The organism is Aestuariivirga sp. (assembly GCF_037139295.1).
In the GTDB taxonomy this organism is placed as follows: domain Bacteria; phylum Pseudomonadota; class Alphaproteobacteria; order Rhizobiales; family Aestuariivirgaceae; genus Aestuariivirga.
Map to the genome: position 1 here is coordinate 1 of NZ_JBAXGR010000076.1, position 16865 is coordinate 16865.

Below are 16865 nucleotides of genomic sequence, written 5' to 3' on the forward strand. Positions count from 1 at the left end.
GGCATTTGCCGAATTGAGAAAATGGATTTCTGATAAACCATTGCGGGAAAAACGACTCGCGCTATTTCGGCGAAAATGCTATCAGAGCGCGAACTCAGGCATCCGAAGGGTCGGGCATGATCGCATTTTGGCGGGATCAGAAAGGCAGTGTTGCCATCACCGTGGCGCTTTCGGCCATGGTCCTGATCATGATTGTCGGCGCCGTCATCGACTTCGGCACGGCCATCTATGTCCGCTCGAACCTTCAAAACGCCGTCGATGCCGCCGCACTGGCCGCCGGCAATGCTGACGTTGTTGTCGATTCACGAGGGAACGTCATCGTGCCCGACACCGAGAGAGTGTTGCTTGACGTGGCCCAGAAGATGTTTAACGCCAACAACCGCGTGATCAGTCTGGCCACCGCGCGACCGCTGACCCTGACCTACACGCCGGCTGATCGCCTCCAGACCGATTCGGTTTTCCTCACTGCAACGGCAGTCATGCCCACCAATTTCTTGCGCCTGATCGGATTCGACACACTGAATATCACGGTCCAAACAAGGGCTCAGCGTCCGAAGCCGGCTCCGATCGACTTGGCGCTGGTGCTGGACACCACATTGTCCATGAATGATTCTCCGCAACCGGGCGAGCCGTCGAAGATCAGCACACTCAGGACCGCCGCCACCCAGCTGGTCGCCCAGTTGATGACAGCTAACAACGCTAACGACGGCAGAGTCCGGATAGGCGTGGTGCCCTATAACAACGTGGTGAACGTCCTAAACTACCCAAGCCCAGGAAACACCGTGCCGGACTGGACGCCGGACTGGGTGCTGCCGATCGAGCGCCAATTTTGCGCTACCTATGGTTGGGAGTTTCCCGATGGTCAGTGTACGCGAGCGTACTATGACTGCCTGGTGGATGGCGTGTGGAAGACGGATGGCTGTTTCAGAGACACCTGCACCAAAGGCAAAAGGACATGCGAAGGGCAAACGATAAGCAAGTGGAACGGATGCATCGGCGCGCGGAGCGTGATCAGCAACAATCCTGCAGATGTTTCTAACAACCCGTCGACCGACCAATTCCTCGCCACGATCTGGAGCCCGAACAACCCGCCGAAGTATGCGGGGATGTGGAAAGTAGGCGGCAATTGCTATTCCCCTAAACCCATTCTTGGGCTGACCGGCAATAAGGCGCTGGTTACCACAGCCATAAGGGGCTTGGTCGCTGGGGGTAACACGCACATTCCCACTGGCCTGATCTGGGGGTGGAACGTGCTGGACCCGGCCGAACCCTATATCGCCCGCACGTGGCAGGAGTTGGCCCAAGTAGGCGGCAGGAAGTATCTGCTGCTGATGACCGACGGCGTCAACGCCACGTCGCCGCGCCTTCCATTGGGCGATTACCTCGAGAATGGCAACACCGCCCTGAGCGCTGCCTGGCGCGACGGAAGCAAGAGCGACCAACTCACGAGAGAAATTTGCCAGAATATCAAGAACGCTGGGATCGAAATCTTCACAGTGGCCTTCAATGTGCCCGAAGGCGAGCAGATCGAGACCATCCTCATGGGCTGCGCGTCGGAGCCTAAGGATGAGAGGTACTTCAAAGCCGAGAACACCCAAGAATTGTTGCTTGCCTTTAAGAAGATTGTCGAATCGCTCAGCATTCTCAAGATCGTGGAATAGCCTCGGAAACGCCCGCCTGCCGCAGCGCCTCGCCCGTGGCGGTGGGCGCAGGCCTTCTCGCATGGGGATGGTCAGCCGGGCCTCCACTCTGGCGTGAACCTCCTCCGGTACCCCAAACCCTCGCGGCCCAACGTCAGCAGAACGTTGCGCCGGGCGGTCGTGGCGCGGCGGTTGTCCGCTCAGGACGCATCGGTCACCAGGGCGGGCTTGTCGAGGTCGTCCATGCCCGCCCGGCGGAACTGGGAATCGCTCATGACGAAACCGGCAGGCTCGATGATCCGGCATGTCAGCCCGAAACAGGCGCACATCCGCAGGATTGTTGCCGCGTTGGGGGCAATGTCGGGCTGGTAGAGGGCGATTTCGATCATTTTCCGGTCCATTCCGGCAGGCCCCCGGGGCCCGCCTGTTTTCACTGCGAACTGCGACACTTGATGGCTAGACTTATCGAAAGCGCAATGCCAAAAGGTCGCGGGTTTGAGCTCCGGGGAATGCCGGCCCGTACTAATCGATACGGGTTCGGCGCGGCAACAAAAGGGAAGAACAGACGTGTCCACAGCGGAACATGCGGAAACCAACCGGCGCGATTTTCTCTATATCGCCACCGGTTCGGTGGCAGCCGTCGGCGCAGCGCTGGCGGCCTGGCCATTTATCAACCAGATGAACCCTGACGCCTCGGTGCTGGCGCTGGCTTCGGTCGAAATCGACCTGGCCCCCATCGCTGAAGGCCAGGAAATCACCATCAAGTGGCGCGGCAACCCGGTGTTCATCCGTCACCGCCTGGCCGCCGAGATCGAGGCCGCAGGCAAGGTGGCGATGACCGACCTCAAGGACCCGCTGGCCCGCAACGCCAACCTGCCCGACGCTGACCCCGCGACGGACGCCAACCGCGTCGTCGGCGGCAAGGAACAGTATCTGGTCATGATGGGTGTCTGCACCCACCTCGGCTGCGTGCCGATCGGCAACGAGGGCGAGTTCGCGGTCGTCGAGGGCAACACCAAGCACGGCGGCTGGTTCTGCCCGTGCCATGGTTCCATGTATGACACTGCGGGCCGCATCCGTAAGGGCCCCGCGCCGGAGAACCTGCATATCCCGCAGTACGCCTATCTCTCCGACTCCAAGATCCGCATCGGCTAAAAGGACTTTATCCCAATGAGCGGACACGCATCGAATTACCAGCCCAAGTCGGCCTTCGCGAAGTGGTTCCACGAGCGCCTTCCCATCATGGACATGGTGCAGGGCCAGGTGCTCGACTTCCCGACGCCGAAGAACCTGAACTACTTCTACACCTTCGGCGGCATCCTCGCGGTCATGCTGGTGATCCAGATCATCACCGGCGTGGTGCTGGTCATGCACTACACCCCGCACGTAGACATGGCCTTCAACTCCGTCGAGCACATCATGCGCGACGTGAACTCGGGCTGGATGCTGCGCTACATGCACGCCAACGGCGCGTCGATGTTCTTCATCGCCGTCTACATCCACATGTTCCGCGGCATGTATTACGGCTCCTACAAGGCGCCGCGCGAAGTGCTGTGGATGATCGGCGTGCTGATCTACCTCGTCATGATGGCCACCGCCTTCATGGGCTACGTGCTGCCGTGGGGCCAGATGTCGTTCTGGGGCGCCAAGGTCATCACCAGCCTGTTCTCGGCCATCCCCTTCGTCGGCGACTCGCTGACCACGCTTTTGTGGGGCGGATATTCGGTCGACAATCCGACGCTGAACCGCTTCTTCTCGCTGCACTACCTGCTGCCCTTCGTGATCGCCGCCCTCGTCGGCCTGCACATCTGGGCGCTGCACGTCGTCGGCAACAACAACCCGACCGGCGTGTCGGTGAAGAGCGCGCAGGACACCATCCCCTTCAGCCCGTACTACACGGTGAAGGATGCCTTCGCGATCGTCATCTTCCTGATGTTCTATGCGGCCTGGGTGTTCTTCTCTCCGAACTACCTCGGCCACGCCATCAACTACCAGGAAGCCAACCCGCTGGTGACGCCCGCGCACATCGTGCCGGAATGGTACTACCTGCCGTTCTACGCGATCCTGCGCGCCATCCCCGACAAGCTGGGCGGCGTCATCGCCATGTTCGGCTCGATCCTGATCCTGTTCGCGCTGCCGTGGCTTGACACCTCGAAGGTCCGCTCGGGCAACTACCGTCCTATCTTCAAGCAGTTCTTCTGGCTGTTCGTGATCAACTGCATCATCCTCGGCTTTGCCGGCTCGGGCGCTCCGGACAATTACTTCCTGAGCCACGAGGCGGCCCCGCCGGACCAGTGGGCGCTGACCTACAAGCTGGTGGGCCAGATCTGCACGGCCTACTACTTCGCGCACTTCCTGGTGATCCTGCCGCTGATCGGCCTCCTCGAGACGCCGAAGCCGCTGCCCGCGTCGATCTCCGATGCGGTGCTCGCCAAGAGCCATCCGTCCACGGCCCACGTGCCTGCCGAGTGATCTGGGGGAAATGACAATGACCATACTCAAGACACTCGCCATCGCGGCCGCCGGCCTCGTGCTGTCCCTCGGGGCCGCACAGGCCGAAGGCCAGAAGACGGCCAAGGACATCAGCTTCAGCTTCGAATGGCCCTTCGGCCATTTCGACCGCGCGCAACTGCAGCGTGGCTACAAGGTCTACAAGGAAGTCTGCTCCAACTGCCACGCCATGCACCAGATGAGCTTCCGCAACCTGTCCCAGCCGGGCGGTCCGGAATTCTCGGACGAGCAGGTGAAGGCGCTGGCCGCCGGCTTCCAGGTAAAGGACGGCCCGAACAACGACGGCGACATGTTCGAGCGCCCGGGCCTTCCCTCCGACCGCTTCCCGTCGCCCTTCGCGAACGAGCAGGCGGCGCGTGCTGCCAATGGCGGCGCCTATCCGCCGGACCTGTCGCTCATCACCAAGTCGCGTCCGGGCTGGTACGGAACCATCAACCAGCTGATCAACGGCATCGGCGGCCCGCAGTATGTCTATTCGGTGCTCACCGGTTACACGCCGGATGACCAGCTCACCGAAGAGCTGAAGAAGGAACAGCCCGAGGGCAAGTACCACAATCCGTACTTCGCCAACGGACATTGGATCGGCATGCCGCCTCCGCTGTCGGATGACGCTGTGACCTTCGACGACGGCACGCCCTCGACTGTCGACCAGATGGCGCGTGACGTCTCCGCCTTCCTCGCCTGGACCGCGGAACCGAAGATGGAAGAGCGCAAGCGCACCGGCTTCATGGTTCTGATCTTCCTCGGCGTTCTCGCGCTGCTGCTCTATCTCACCAAGAAGAAGGTGTGGGCGAACGTCCACTGATCTTCACGCGGTCAGACGACATGCAAAGGCCCGGAGCTTCTCCGGGCCTTTTCGTTTGTGCCGGTCTCGTGCATCCTCTGTCCATGAGGAGGCGCGCATGACGTTATCGGTGCTGGGGATCATCGGCGGTTCGGGCATCTATGACCTGCCCTTGGAGAATGCGCGCTGGGAGAAGATCGCCTCGCCCTGGGGCGAACCATCGGATGCAGTGCGGCGTGGCGAGATCGATGGGCTTCCCGTGGTCTTCATGCCGCGTCATGGCCGGGGGCACGTCCACTCGCCGAGTTCCATCAACTTCCGCGCCAACATCGATGTGCTGAAGCGGGCAGGGGTGACCGACCTCTACTCACTCTCCGCCGTCGGCTCGCTGCATGGCGACCTGGCGCCCGGAACCTTCGTGCTCATTGACCAGTTCATCGACCGGACCTTCGCGCGCGAGAAGAGTTTCTTTGGCACCGGCTGCGTGGGCCATGTTGCCTTCTCGCATCCGATCTCGCCGGTGCTGCAGGACATCGCCGAGGCTGCGCTGAAGGCCGAAGGCATCACGCATGCGCGCGGCGGCACCTATATGGTGATGGAAGGCCCGCAGTTTTCAACGCTCGCTGAGTCGCAGCTCTACCGCAGCTGGGGCGCCAGGGTCATCGGCATGACCAACATGCCGGAGGCAAAGCTCGCCCGCGAGGCGGAGATCAGCTACTGCACCATCGCCATGGTGACGGATTATGACTGCTGGCACGAGGAGCACGGCTCGGTCGACGTTGCCAAGGTCATCGACGTGATGAAGGCCAATTCGGGAAGCGCCACGCGGCTCATGACGCGCATCGCAAGGGATTTCCCGCGCCAGCATCCGCCGTGCCCGGCGGGCTCCGATCGGGCACTGGACTTCGCCATCATGACAGCGCCCGAAATGCGCGACCCGCAGCTTCTCGCCAAGCTCGATGCGGTTGCCGGCCGCGTGCTGAAGCGTTAGGCCGGCGTCTATTTTGCGACCTTGAGCGCGCGCAGCATGAAGGGCTGCTTCATCAGCGTGCGCGACTGCTCAGCATCGAACGATCGCTGTGTCTTGTCGCATGCCGACAACATCTCCTGCCACAGTGCCTCGCCCGCCGTGATCACTTCGCCACAGGAAGGGGCCCTCAGTGCGTCGATCTTCTGCTCGAGTTCCCTGGCGCAGCCCAGCCACACGGCCTTGTGTTGATCCTCATGGGTTGCGATGAACCCATTCAATTCTTGCCACATTGCGCGCTCGTTGTCCGGCAGCACCTGTTCATTGGCAATGCGCGGCCTCTGGATCTTGAAGTCGAGGTTGATGACATAGTCAGTCACCTTGCAAGTGCCGTTCGCTTCCGTCAGCCCGCCATCCTGCGTCGCCAGCGTGCTGATGGAGGCGAGTGCGCGCTCACCGCTTACCCGGGGGCCCCGGTCGAGAATGTTGTGGTAGATTTCCGCCGGCGTGCTGCCGTCGACTGTGAAGTAAGACACGTCCGTGCTTGAGACGATCTTCGCCTGGGCAGGTGCACTGAACGCAAACGCGAGCAGGGCCGGCGCGATACGCCAGAAAGATTGCATTGGCCGGACGTCCCCTGCGGTTCCGCGGACACTATCGGGGCTTTGGGCGGCAGCATCAAGCCAATCGCACTTAGTGTTTTTCGCGGTGACCTTCAGTCGCCGCGCATCACCTTCTGCATGAAGGGGTGCGACATGAGTTCTCCGCGCTGCTGCTTGTCGAAGTCTACCTGCTGACGGTCGCAGCTGGGCTTCATGCGCCGCCAGAGGTCTTCCGCCCTGCGCTCGACCTCTGCGCAGGACGCAGCACGAAGCGACATCACCTGGCGCTCGAGATTGGCGCCACATTGCAGCCAGAGGCGCGTGTGCTGCAATTCATGCGTCTTGAGGAAACCGAGGAACTGCTGCCAGAGGTAGCGATCCCGCGGTGAAAGCACGGCGAGGGTGGTGTGGCGGGGAAGCTTTACGTCGAACCGGAAGTTCAGGCGGAACTCGGTCACACGGCATGAGCTGGAACCCTGCGTCAGCACGTGGCTCTGCACGGCCTGCGACGTCGTCGCCGCTATGGCCCGTTTGCCCTCCACCATGGGTCCGCGGTTCAGGATGGCCCGGTAGATTTCTGTCGGGTTTCGACCTGTCACCGGATAAGAGCTGTACTGCGTGGTCTGCTGCGTTGCTGCTGATGCTACCACGCCGGAGGTGATGGCCATCACCAGGCCCGCCGCCAGGGTCCGAATCTTCATCATGAATTCCATTGGGCTTCTATAACCGATTCCTGCCAGCCACGCCTGCGGGGAAGACCCCTCTTGCGGGTGACGCATAGGTAGCTCATAATCAAAGCTGTCCGGACGGCAAGTCCGGATCTCGGCTGTGCCTTTCAAATGGTCAAGACCTGTATCCTCGCCTGGGGAAAGTGCCTTTCCATTGAGACGCGGCTGAGGCAGGTCCGGCGCCGCCTCACAGGCGGCGGCGACGGGGTCTAGGTAAGACTGGATGAGGGACGGCCTTTCGATGCGCCAGAACGGCACTGTGAAGTTTTTCAACCAAGCCAAGGGGTATGGGTTTATCTCGCCGGAAGGTGGCGGCAAGGACGTGTTCGTGCACATCACGGCCGTGCAGCGCTCTGGCATTCCCGAACTCTCCGAAAACATGAAGATTAGCTTCGAAGTTCAGCCTGACAAGAAGGGCCGTGGGCCCCAGGCCGTGGAACTGCAGATCGACTGAGCTTGGCCGGGCTCCACGTAGCCCGGAAACAGCGGCCGCTCCCACCCACGGCGGAGCGTGTCTGCATTGCAATCGCGTCTCACGCCCGAGGCTCGACAGTGGAGCGATTTTCCGCCATTCCGCTTCATCGCACGGGTGCAGGCAGCGCCCGTCCACCAGGGTTTACAAATGAAGCGCGCACTCGTCTTTCAGCACATGGACCATGACCATCCCGGCCGGTTCACCGACTATTTCGCCGAAGATGGCATCGTGCCGGAACCGGTGCGGCTGTTCGAGGGCCAGCAAATCCCCTCGCTGGCACCTTATGACTTTCTCCTCGTGCTGGGCGGCCCGCAGGACACCTGGCAGGAAGACCAGTTCCCCTGGCTCATTGCCGAGAAGCAGGCGATCCGCGAGTGGGTGATGGAGCGCGCGAAGCCCTATTTCGGTGTCTGCCTCGGCCACCAATTGCTCGCCACCGCTCTCGGCGGCGAGGTGGCGCCGGCGGAGACGGGCGAGGTTGGAGTCTTCGACGTGTCGCTGACCGAGGATGCAGAGTCCCATCGCCTCATGCAGGGGCTCGACCGCCATCACAAGGTCATGCAGTGGCACATGGCGGAGGTGAAGCGCGCGCCGGAGCATGCGCGCGTTCTGGCCTCCTCGCCGCTCACCAAGGTGCAGGCGCTGGCCGTGGGCGAACATGCCATGAGCACGCAGTTCCATTGCGAACTCTCGCCCCAAACCGTTGCCTCATGGTCGTCGCTGCCAAGCTATGTCGCCAATCTGGAAAAGCACCGTGGCGAGGGCGCGTATCAACAGCTGGTGAAGGAATCCTTCCCCCTCATGCCGCAAATGGCGCGCATGACGAAGGCCATGTACGACAATCTCGCCACGGCCTCCGGGATTCGAAAATAATCAGATATCGGCTTCGAGCAGCTGCTCGCGGGTGATCCAGAACACCTCGCCCTCGGATTCCTCGGTGTCGAGCCAGAGGAAGTCAAGCTGCGGGAACTCGTCCACCAGGCGCTCGCGCCCGGTGCCGATCTCGCACAGAAGGCCGCCACCCGGATTGAGGTGACGGCCCGCCTCGGCGAGGATGCGCCGCACGATGTCCAGCCCATCCTCGCCGCCGAGATGCGCCATTACCGGCTCGTGGCTATATTCCGGAGAGAAGGCCTGTACCTCACCGCCTGCCACATATGGCGGGTTGGAGATGATGAGGTCATAGGTGCGACCCTCGACGGCGTCGAGGAGATCGCCTTCCATCAGGTTCACGCGGTCCGCGAGATCATGCTCATCGACGTTGATGCGTGCCACTTCAAGGGCGTCAGGCGAAAGTTCTGCCGCATCCACCTCCGCATCGGGAAAGATCCCAGCAGCGATGATGGCGAGGCAAGCTGAGCCCGTGCAGAGGTCGAGCACGCTGGTCACGTTGGTAACGTCCTCGATTAGCGGCGCTTCGTCCCCGCCGAAGATGCCGGAGAACATCAGCTCACCAATGTACGAGCGCGGCACGATCACCCGCTCGTCAACGTAAAATGAAACGCCATGGATATAGGCGCGCTTCACGAGGTAGGCGGCGGGCATGCGCGTGTCGATCCGTGCACGGATCAGCTGCGCGAGCTTCTGCTTCTCGGAGTCGAGCAGCTTTGCATCAAGCCACGGGTTTATGTCATCGACCGGCAGGTGCAGCGCTTCGAGGATCAGGAAGGCGGCCTCGTCGATGGCGGAGGTGGTGCCATGGCCGTGCACCACCTTGGCGGCGCGGAATGCGGACAGCGCCCAGCGCAGGAAGTCACGGATGGTCGAAAGCTGGCTCGTCGGTTCGCTCGAGGTTGGCTTTTCCGGCATGGCGCTTGTTCCTGGTGGCAAAGAGGGCCTGAATCACGATTGCACCCACAATCACCGCCCCGCCGATGAAAGTCCAGATCGGCGGCAGTTCGCCACTGGCAAGCCACGCCCAGAGGGGCGACAGCGTCGGCTCCACCAGCGCGATCAGCGCGAGTTGCGCCGCCGGCACGCTGCGCGAGCCGATGGTGAAGAGGATGAGGCCCAGCGTCAGCTGCACGGCACCCATCACGAAGCAGAGGCCAAAGTTGCGCCAGCCGATGGCGAAATCCTGAACGCCATGCGTCTCCCGCAGGCCGGTGGGAATGAGGATGACAAGCCCCACCACCAGCACGAGGTAGATGGCGTTCCAGATCAGGGCCACAGACATATCGGTCTTCTGCCCCCAGCGCAGCATCACCGCGTAGCAGGAGAAGCAGAAGGCGGAGTAAAGCGCTAGCAGTGTTCCGATGAAGGCCCCGCCACCGGCATTGCCGTAGAAGATGATGCCCATGCCGACGAGCGCCACACACATGGCGAACCAGGTGATCGCGGGGATGCGCTCCCTGAGAATCCACAGGCCGAGGATGGCCGAGAGGAAGGGCGAAACGCCGGTCATGAACACCGCATCCGCCACTGTGGTGTAGAACATCGAGATGATGAAGATGAGGCCTGCGGTGCCGATGGCGACGCCGGCGATCACCGCGTTGATGCCCGCCTCGCGGGCGCGCCACCAGAGATCGCCACGGAAGCGCAGGCCCAGCCACAGCAGCATGCAGACCAGCACCACCGTGGAGCGGAAGAACACGATCTGCCAGGCATCGACATCGTGGGTGAGGCGCACGAGGCCGCCCGCCATGCTCCAGCACGCAGCACCGGCCGCCGCGAAGAGGACGCCTGCGCTGTAGCTGAAGACCCTCTGGCTCATGCCGGCTGCTGCCGCTCCCTCATGGCGCTAACGGTGGCAGACACGATGAACACCGCGAACACCGCCGCCATGGTGAAGGGTAGACCGTCCGGCCCGAAGCCCGCAATGGACCAGCCTGCCGCTAATGACCCGACCAGTGCCCCCAAGCCCCACATGGTGGAGAAGGAGGCCGTACCCGCCACCAGCTCATGGCCGGAGAAACGTTCGCCCAGTTCGGCCAGTGCCACGGTGTAGATGCCGGCCGACGTAGCGCCCATCAACGGCAGCACAGGCCACAAGGCCCAGGTGCCAAACACGAAGGGCACCAGCAGCGAACAGATGCAGCAGATGATGCCGCAGCCCACCATCACCCAGCGCTTGGGGAAATGATCGGCCAGCCAGCCGATGGGGAATTGCAGCACGGTGTTGCCGACCACGAAGGCCGTCAGCGCCAGGGCCGCCGTCTCCTGGTCGAAGCCCTTCTTCACGGCATAGACGGCCAGGAAGCTCAGGTTCGCCGCATCGAGGATCGCGTACATGCCGACGGCGAAGAGCAGGATTGGTGCCTTGCGCGCGAAGCCGAGGACGGAGAGCGGCGTCTCGTCCTCGCTGTCGATCTCCTCGTCCTTGACGAAGAAGATGGGGATTGTGGCGAACAGCAGCATGGCGACGCCGACGACGAAGGGGGCCAAACCCTCGATGCCGGTGACACTGATGATCGCCGGGCCGAAGCCGAAGCTCAGCGCGAAGATCGAGGAGTAGATGGCGAGGATGCGCGAGCGCCACGGCCCCTCGGCGAACCGCACGATCCAGGCCTCGCTGATGGCAAACAGGATCGACACGAAGAAGCCTTGCAGCAGTCTGAGTGCGAACCACCACCAGAAGATCGGCAGGAAGGGATAGGATATGATCACGCCGGCAGTGAGCAATCCGCTGACGATCACCGAACGCTTGGTGCCGAAGCGCCGCACCACCGGCGTGATGGCGAAGATCGCAAGCACGATGCCCACGGGGTGCATCGCCGAGTTGTAGCCGATCCACTGCGAGGGGATGCCCTGGCCCTCCATGATGAGGGAGAGCAGCGGGAACATCAGCCCAAAGGTGAAACCGAACACGGTGATCGCGGAAATCGCCGCCAGCAGGTTGACGAAGCGTTGCCTATCCATGAGGCCTGCTCCGCACCAGCCTGCCGCCGGTGAAGGCAAGGCCCACCAGCAGCAGCACGTAGAAGCCCGCGAGCGTGAGCGGCATGGCGTCCATGCCGATGAGGTCGATGGCAGCACCTGCCACCGGCGGCCCGATCAATCCGCCCACGCCCCACATGGATGCCACTGCCGCGGTGCCGGCCATCAGGTCCGGGCCCTTGAACGTGTCGCCGATGGTGGCGAGGCCCACGACATAGGTTGCAAAGGCCATGGGCGAAAGCGCCATCATGATGGGCCAGATCGACCAATGGGTGATGGTGAGCAGCAGGCTCAACGACAGCAGCACGGTGAGTGCCGCCGAGATGAACATGACCGCCCTGCGTGACCAATGGTCGGCGAGCCAGCCAAGGGGATAGGACAGCAGCACGTTGCCGATGATGCCGATGCCGAGAACGCGGCTTGCCACGGCCAAGTCGAGACCGTTGCTGATGCCGTAGATGGTGAAGAAGGCAATCAGCACATTGTCGAACAGCGTTGCCGCAGCAATTGCATAGAGCAGCATGGGCGCGCGGCGCACGAAGCCGAAGAAGCTGCCGCTGCCCTCGTGCCCCTGGAACTGCTCGTCCGAAACCTTGACGAAACCGAGCGGCAGGATGGCGAGCAGGATGCAGACGATGCCGATGCCCCATGGCAGGAAGCCGTGGATGCCCGTCCACGGCAAAATCAGTGGCCCTGTTGCGAAGGTGACGGAGAGCAGCGATGTGTAGATGCCCATGATGCGGCCGCGGTTTTCGCTCGTTGCGGCGGAGAGGATCCACGCCTCACTGACGACGAATAGGGCACCCGTCGAAAGGCCAAAGAAGAAGCGCAACGGGAACCACATCCAGACAGGCAGCGAACTGATGGCGGAGAGGCTGACGACCAGCACGCCGATGATGATCAGCACGGTACGCTTGGTGCCCACACGGGCGATGATGCGCGGCAGGAACGGTCCGGCCAGCAGAATGCCGATCGGCCCCATGGCGGAGTTGAGGCCGATGGTCCAGGCAGGCCAGCCGCGCTCGTGCATCAGCAGCGGGAGCAACTGCAGCGTCAGTCCGAAGGCAATGTCGCACGCGCCCACCGTTGCCAGGGCGGCAATGATGATCCCGGTGCGCGATGTGCTTTCGGTCGTTGGCATGGTCCCTGCGGTAACTTGAACTGTTGTTCAACAAGCTCTAGAGGGCCGCGCCGCACCGGGCAAGGCGGTTGCGCGGCGATTGGGGCACAGCTATGCAATGCCGCCATGACACAGCTGAAAGCCTTCATCATCCCGGTCACGCCGTTCCAGCAGAATTGCTCGCTCGTTTATGACGAAGCGAAGAAGGTGGGCGCCATCGTCGACCCCGGCGGCGACGTTCCGGTGATCCTCGATGCCATCAAGCAGTCGGGCGTCAAGGTGGAGAAGATCCTGCTCACCCACGGCCACATCGACCATGCGGGCGGGGCTGCGGAACTGGCGGAAACATTGGGCGTGCCGATCGAGGGCCCGCATGTGGAAGACACCTTCCTGCTCGAGGCGCTGCCGGAGTCGGGCGCCAAGTACGGCATGGCGGGCGTACGGCCCGTGACGCCGGACCGCTGGCTGAAGGAAGGCGACACGGTGACGGTGGGCGACCTTGAATTCAAGATTTACGAGGCACCGGGGCACACGCCTGGCTCGGTGGTGTTCTTCAACGACCAGAACCGCTTCGCGCTGGTGGGCGACGTGCTGTTCCAGGGCTCTGTCGGGCGCACCGACTTTCCGCGCGGCGACCATGCGACGCTGATCCGCTCGATCAAGGAGAAGCTTTATCCACTGGGCGATGACGTTGTGTGCCTGCCGGGCCATGGCCAGCCCTGCCAGATCGGGCAGGAGCGCGCGACCAATCCGTTCCTGAACGAGTAGATTCTCCATCCATCATGCGCGGGCTTGACCCGCGCATCCTTTTGATGCGGCCAAAAAAGATGGCCGGGTCACGCCCGGCCATGATGGATGACAGGGGGTTGGTGAAGTCCCTTACGTCTTCATCTCGACGAGCCGCGAGTTGGCGGCGAAGAAGGCGTCACCGGTGTTCTTGAACACGCCGCACTCCGCCATGCCCTTGCCCCATGTCTCGCAGAACTGGGTGCCGTTCGCCGTCCACTTGCCGACGCCGCCGCCCTTGGCGTCGTCCTGGAAGCTGAAGGTGCCGTCGGCGTTGTAGGTGACGAAGCCGTTGCCGTCGTTGCGGGTGTACTGGAACGTCTTGCCGGTGATCGCGGCGCGGATCTGCTCGGCAGTGAAATTGGTGATCGGCACCGGCGTCTTGTCGGTGGTGGCGGACTGGCCGTTGTTGGTGATGCGAACACCCTTGGGGCCGGTCGAGCAGGCGGCGAGCGCCAGGACGAGTGCGGCGGCTGTCAGGGTGCGGACGAATCGGGCGTTCAAGTTATATTGTCCTCGGGGTGTTGGCCGCATGTGCCACAGGCGGCACATGCCTTCAAGTCATTTGGGGAATCAGGTCGGGAAGTGCGTTCAAGTCGGTGATGCGGCGGAAGCGCGGGTCGGCCTCGGGGGCCTCGGCGTGCTCCAGCACCCAGGTCAACTCATGCGGCACGTAAACGCCCCAGCTTCCGGCGCGCAGCGCAGGCAGGACGTCCGACTTCAGTGAATTGCCCACCATCACGGCGCGCGCGGGGCCTTCGCCATGGCGGGTGAAGATGCGGCTGTAGGTCTCGGGTGTCTTGTCGCTGACGATCTCCACGGCGGAGAAATAATCACCCAGGCCCGACTGCGCCAGCTTGCGCTCCTGGTCGAAGAGGTCGCCCTTGGTGATGAGCAGGATGCGATACTTGCCCGCCAGGGCATCGAGCGTCTCCTTCGCATGGGGCAGCGTCTCGACCGGGTTCTGCAACATCTGCCGCCCGAAGCCGAGGATCTCGGCGATGACCGAGGCCGAGACCTGGCCATTCGTCACCTCCACCGCCGTCTCGATCATCGAGAGCGTGAAGCCCTTCACGCCGAAACCATAGAAGCGCAGGTTGCGGCGCTCGGCCTCCAGCAGCTTCGCCGAGATCACCTCATGCGCGCCATGCTCGGAGAGCAGCTCGGTGAAGCGCTGCTCGGTCATGCGGAAGAAGGTCTCGTTCTGCCACAGCGTATCATCCGCATCGAAGCCGATGGTGCTGATCGCGCCCATCACGTGCCCCGCGACGGGCGCACGGTGACGGGCGTGCCGACGATCACCTGGTCGAAGAGTTCCGCGATGTCCTGGTTCAGCATGCGGATGCAGCCTGATGACATGGCCTTGCCGATGGACTCCGGCTGGTTGGTGCCATGAATGCGATACATGGTATCCTGACCGCCGGCATAAAGGTAGAGGGCGCGGGCGCCCAAGGGATTGTCCGGCCCGCCGGGCTGACCGTTTACCCATTCACGCGCGCGCGGGTCGCGCTCCACCATCTCGCGCGGCGGCACCCAGCGCGGCCAGCGCCGCTTCATGCCGATCTGGGCATTGCCGGTCCAGGCGAAGCCCGCACGGCCCACGCCCACGCCGTAGCGCATGGCACTGCCATAGGCGAGCACGTGGTAGAGGAAGCGGTTGTCGGGGTCGACCACGAGGGTGCCCGGTTCTTCTGGGCCGTCGAACTCAACCATCTGGCGGCGGAACTGCTTCTTGATGCGGCGGTCGGGGATGACCGGCACGGGAAAGTCGATGGGGCTTTCAGCAGGCGGCAGCAGGTCGGGGTTGAACAGCTCGCCGCCAGTGTCGGCCCCGGCCTCCATGCCGCCGAAGGGGTCTGCCTCGTTGCCATAGGTCTGTGCGAAAACCGCGCGGCCGGAAAGGCCAAGTGCAAGGCCGGAAAGCAACAGGCGGCGGCGCGACAACATCAACTCAACCCCAAAAACACATCAACCCGGCAGAACGTATCGCGCCTGCCGAGGGCATCATCTTGAAGAGCCTATGGCTCAAATGTGGCGGAACACCAGCCGTGCGGCTGGCGCTTACGAGGCGGGCGAGAACACGGCCTTGCCGGCCTGGTAGGTGTTGGGCGCGGTGCCGCGCGAGAACGGGTAGCAGCTCATCGGCACGCCGCCCGGCAGCCACGGCGGCGAGGGGTCGAAGCTCTCGCACAGCTGGCCGTCCTTGGTCATCCACTTGCCCTTGGTCTTGCCCTTGCCGTCCACCTCGACGAGCGAGGAGCCGTTGTCGGCATAAAGCGTGGTGCCGGTGTTGTTGGGGCCCTGGAAGCGCCAGCTCCGGCCTGACAGCGTGGAGCGGATCTCGGCGGCCGTCATCACCTGCGGCACGTCGGGGGGCGCGGCCTTGTCGCCGCCCGGAAAGCCCGAGCAGCCTGCCAGCGCAAGTGCCACCAGCGCCAGTGCCGCCAGCCCGCGTCCATCCCTCACCTTCAAGCTCATCCGGAGTTCCCCACAGTTGCCCCAAGGGCGATTCATACACAATCACGGCGCGCAACACTAGGCGGCGCTGCACAATGTCCCGCTTCACCTTGAAAACCCGGCAAGATTTTGACGGAGCGGGCGCCACCGCCCAGTCCGGCGTTGCCACGGGCCGCCCGAAAGGGAAACGGGAAGGCGGAAAGCGGGCAGGGGGTCAGGCCCGCGCAGGATCAGCAGGCGCATCCTTCGCCGTGACCGGGCCTGACGCCAGCGTCCCCGTCAACTCTGGGTGAGGAGAGTGACCATGGCCTTGCACCGTGAACCCGGGGAAGCTACCTTTCCAAGGGTCAACCTGCCGCGCAGTACCACCACCCGTATGGCCTCATGGATGATCCACCTGGTGAATGCCCGCAGCCAGTTCGGCGCGCTCGCGGCAGTTATCCGCCGTGCCTGTGCGGAGGCGGAGGTGCGCGTCGCGGCGGTGTCCGTACCGCTGGCGCTCGACATCGTCATCAGCGGCGCCCACCACGGGCCGGGGTCGATGCGGGTCAGCGGCCATTGCTATGAGCCGGGCGTCATCGGCCTGCGCCTCGACCTTGGCCCCATCCACGCGGGCGAGAACCTGCATGACGAAGTGCTGAAGACGCTGTTCCACGAGGTCCACCACGCGCTGCGCTGGGAGGGGCCGGGCTATGGCGAGACGCTGGGCGGCGCGCTGGTGTCCGAGGGCCTCGCCCAGCGCTTCGTGCATGAGATGATGTCCTGCCCGCCGGAGCCCTTCGAGCACGCCGTGCCACCCTCCACCTGCGAGGCCTACCGCCCCCACGCGCTGGCCCGCTTCGACGACGCGGATTATGACCACGAGGGCTGGTTCCTGGGCGCCTCCGCCGTTCCCAACTGGCTGGGCTACACGCTGGGC

19 protein-coding genes and 1 pseudogene are annotated in these 16865 nt (G+C 63.3%); 9 read left to right on the plus strand and 11 right to left on the minus strand.

The window, feature by feature from the left end:
* Positions 1-116: 116 nt before the first annotated feature.
* Entirely contained in the window at positions 117-1661 is a 1545-nt protein-coding gene (locus WCJ41_RS16030; protein ID WP_336906841.1) for a pilus assembly protein, read from the plus strand.
* 206 nt (positions 1662-1867) lie between these two features.
* Here WCJ41_RS16030 and WCJ41_RS16035 read toward each other — a convergent pair.
* Positions 1868-2026, minus strand: a pseudogene (locus tag WCJ41_RS16035) (tRNA methyltransferase); the annotation flags it as partial.
* Between the two features lie 181 nt (positions 2027-2207).
* Between WCJ41_RS16035 and petA the strand changes: the two are divergent.
* The 4 genes from petA (at position 2208) to WCJ41_RS16055 (ending at position 5926) form a co-directional block, all read left to right on the plus strand.
* Positions 2208-2795, plus strand: a complete 588-nt coding sequence (petA, locus tag WCJ41_RS16040; RefSeq protein ID WP_336906842.1) for a ubiquinol-cytochrome c reductase iron-sulfur subunit — start codon at positions 2208-2210, stop codon at positions 2793-2795.
* A gap of 15 nt (positions 2796-2810) precedes the next feature.
* Positions 2811-4112: a cytochrome b/b6 gene (locus WCJ41_RS16045; protein WP_336906843.1), complete on the plus strand. Its 1302-nt coding sequence runs from the start codon at positions 2811-2813 to the stop codon at positions 4110-4112.
* 16 nt (positions 4113-4128) lie between these two features.
* Positions 4129-4956: a cytochrome c1 gene (locus WCJ41_RS16050; RefSeq protein WP_336906844.1), complete on the plus strand. Its 828-nt coding sequence runs from the start codon at positions 4129-4131 to the stop codon at positions 4954-4956.
* A 97-nt stretch (positions 4957-5053) separates the two neighbouring features.
* Positions 5054-5926, plus strand: a complete 873-nt coding sequence (locus WCJ41_RS16055; RefSeq protein ID WP_336906845.1) for an S-methyl-5'-thioadenosine phosphorylase — start codon at positions 5054-5056, stop codon at positions 5924-5926.
* Between the two features lie 8 nt (positions 5927-5934).
* Here WCJ41_RS16055 and WCJ41_RS16060 read toward each other — a convergent pair whose 3' ends face one another.
* Both WCJ41_RS16060 and WCJ41_RS16065 read right to left on the minus strand, forming a co-directional pair.
* Complete coding sequence (locus WCJ41_RS16060) at positions 5935-6525, minus strand: DUF922 domain-containing protein (protein ID WP_336906846.1); 591 nt, start codon at positions 6523-6525, stop codon at positions 5935-5937.
* Positions 6526-6617: 92 nt separating this feature from the next.
* Positions 6618-7205, minus strand: coding sequence for a DUF922 domain-containing protein (locus WCJ41_RS16065; protein WP_336906847.1), 588 nt, complete (start codon positions 7203-7205; stop codon positions 6618-6620).
* Positions 7206-7473: 268 nt separating this feature from the next.
* Here WCJ41_RS16065 and WCJ41_RS16070 point away from each other — a divergent pair, with 268 nt between their 5' ends.
* Positions 7474-7686, plus strand: a complete 213-nt coding sequence (locus WCJ41_RS16070; protein ID WP_336906848.1) for a cold-shock protein — start codon at positions 7474-7476, stop codon at positions 7684-7686.
* 168 nt (positions 7687-7854) lie between these two features.
* Positions 7855-8580 carry a type 1 glutamine amidotransferase gene (locus WCJ41_RS16075; protein ID WP_336906849.1) on the plus strand — a complete coding sequence of 242 codons (726 nt, stop codon included), beginning with the start codon at positions 7855-7857 and terminating at the stop codon, positions 8578-8580.
* On the opposite strand, the gene prmB is transcribed toward WCJ41_RS16075, so the two are convergent.
* From prmB to WCJ41_RS16095, 4 genes are read right to left on the minus strand one after another with little or no spacing between them, the layout of a single operon-like run.
* Entirely contained in the window at positions 8581-9516 is a 936-nt protein-coding gene (gene prmB, locus WCJ41_RS16080) for a 50S ribosomal protein L3 N(5)-glutamine methyltransferase (protein WP_336906850.1), read from the minus strand. It lies immediately after the preceding gene.
* Complete coding sequence (locus tag WCJ41_RS16085) at positions 9461-10420, minus strand: DMT family transporter (RefSeq protein ID WP_336906851.1); 960 nt, start codon at positions 10418-10420, stop codon at positions 9461-9463. The genes prmB and WCJ41_RS16085 overlap by 56 nt, the downstream gene beginning before the upstream one ends.
* On the minus strand, positions 10417-11565 hold the full coding sequence (locus tag WCJ41_RS16090) for an MFS transporter (protein WP_336906852.1): 1149 nt from the start codon (positions 11563-11565) through the stop codon (positions 10417-10419). The genes WCJ41_RS16085 and WCJ41_RS16090 overlap by 4 nt, the downstream gene beginning before the upstream one ends.
* Positions 11558-12724 carry an MFS transporter gene (locus tag WCJ41_RS16095; RefSeq protein ID WP_336906853.1) on the minus strand — a complete coding sequence of 389 codons (1167 nt, stop codon included), beginning with the start codon at positions 12722-12724 and terminating at the stop codon, positions 11558-11560. Before WCJ41_RS16095 ends, WCJ41_RS16090 begins: the two co-directional genes overlap by 8 nt.
* A 105-nt stretch (positions 12725-12829) precedes the next feature.
* Between WCJ41_RS16095 and WCJ41_RS16100 the strand changes: the two genes are divergently transcribed.
* Positions 12830-13471 carry an MBL fold metallo-hydrolase gene (locus WCJ41_RS16100; protein WP_336906854.1) on the plus strand — a complete coding sequence of 214 codons (642 nt, stop codon included), beginning with the start codon at positions 12830-12832 and terminating at the stop codon, positions 13469-13471.
* Positions 13472-13582: 111 nt separating this feature from the next.
* Here WCJ41_RS16100 and WCJ41_RS16105 read toward each other — a convergent pair whose 3' ends face one another.
* The 4 genes from WCJ41_RS16105 to WCJ41_RS16120 form a co-directional block, all read right to left on the minus strand.
* Positions 13583-13993 (minus strand): hypothetical protein, encoded by a 411-nt coding sequence (locus WCJ41_RS16105; RefSeq protein ID WP_336906855.1) that lies wholly within the window; start codon positions 13991-13993, stop codon positions 13583-13585.
* A gap of 52 nt (positions 13994-14045) precedes the next feature.
* Positions 14046-14744 carry an HAD family hydrolase gene (locus tag WCJ41_RS16110; protein ID WP_336906856.1) on the minus strand — a complete coding sequence of 233 codons (699 nt, stop codon included), beginning with the start codon at positions 14742-14744 and terminating at the stop codon, positions 14046-14048.
* The gene (locus tag WCJ41_RS16115; RefSeq protein WP_336906857.1) at positions 14744-15436 is read right to left on the minus strand and encodes a L,D-transpeptidase; all 693 of its coding nucleotides are present in this window, start codon (positions 15434-15436) and stop codon (positions 14744-14746) included. The genes WCJ41_RS16110 and WCJ41_RS16115 overlap by 1 nt, the downstream gene beginning before the upstream one ends.
* A gap of 114 nt (positions 15437-15550) precedes the next feature.
* The gene (locus WCJ41_RS16120; RefSeq protein WP_336906858.1) at positions 15551-15967 is read right to left on the minus strand and encodes a hypothetical protein; all 417 of its coding nucleotides are present in this window, start codon (positions 15965-15967) and stop codon (positions 15551-15553) included.
* Positions 15968-16250: 283 nt separating this feature from the next.
* Here WCJ41_RS16120 and WCJ41_RS16125 point away from each other — a divergent pair.
* Positions 16251-16865: DUF2268 domain-containing putative Zn-dependent protease (locus WCJ41_RS16125; protein ID WP_336906859.1), on the plus strand; the 615-nt coding region annotated here is incomplete at its 3' end.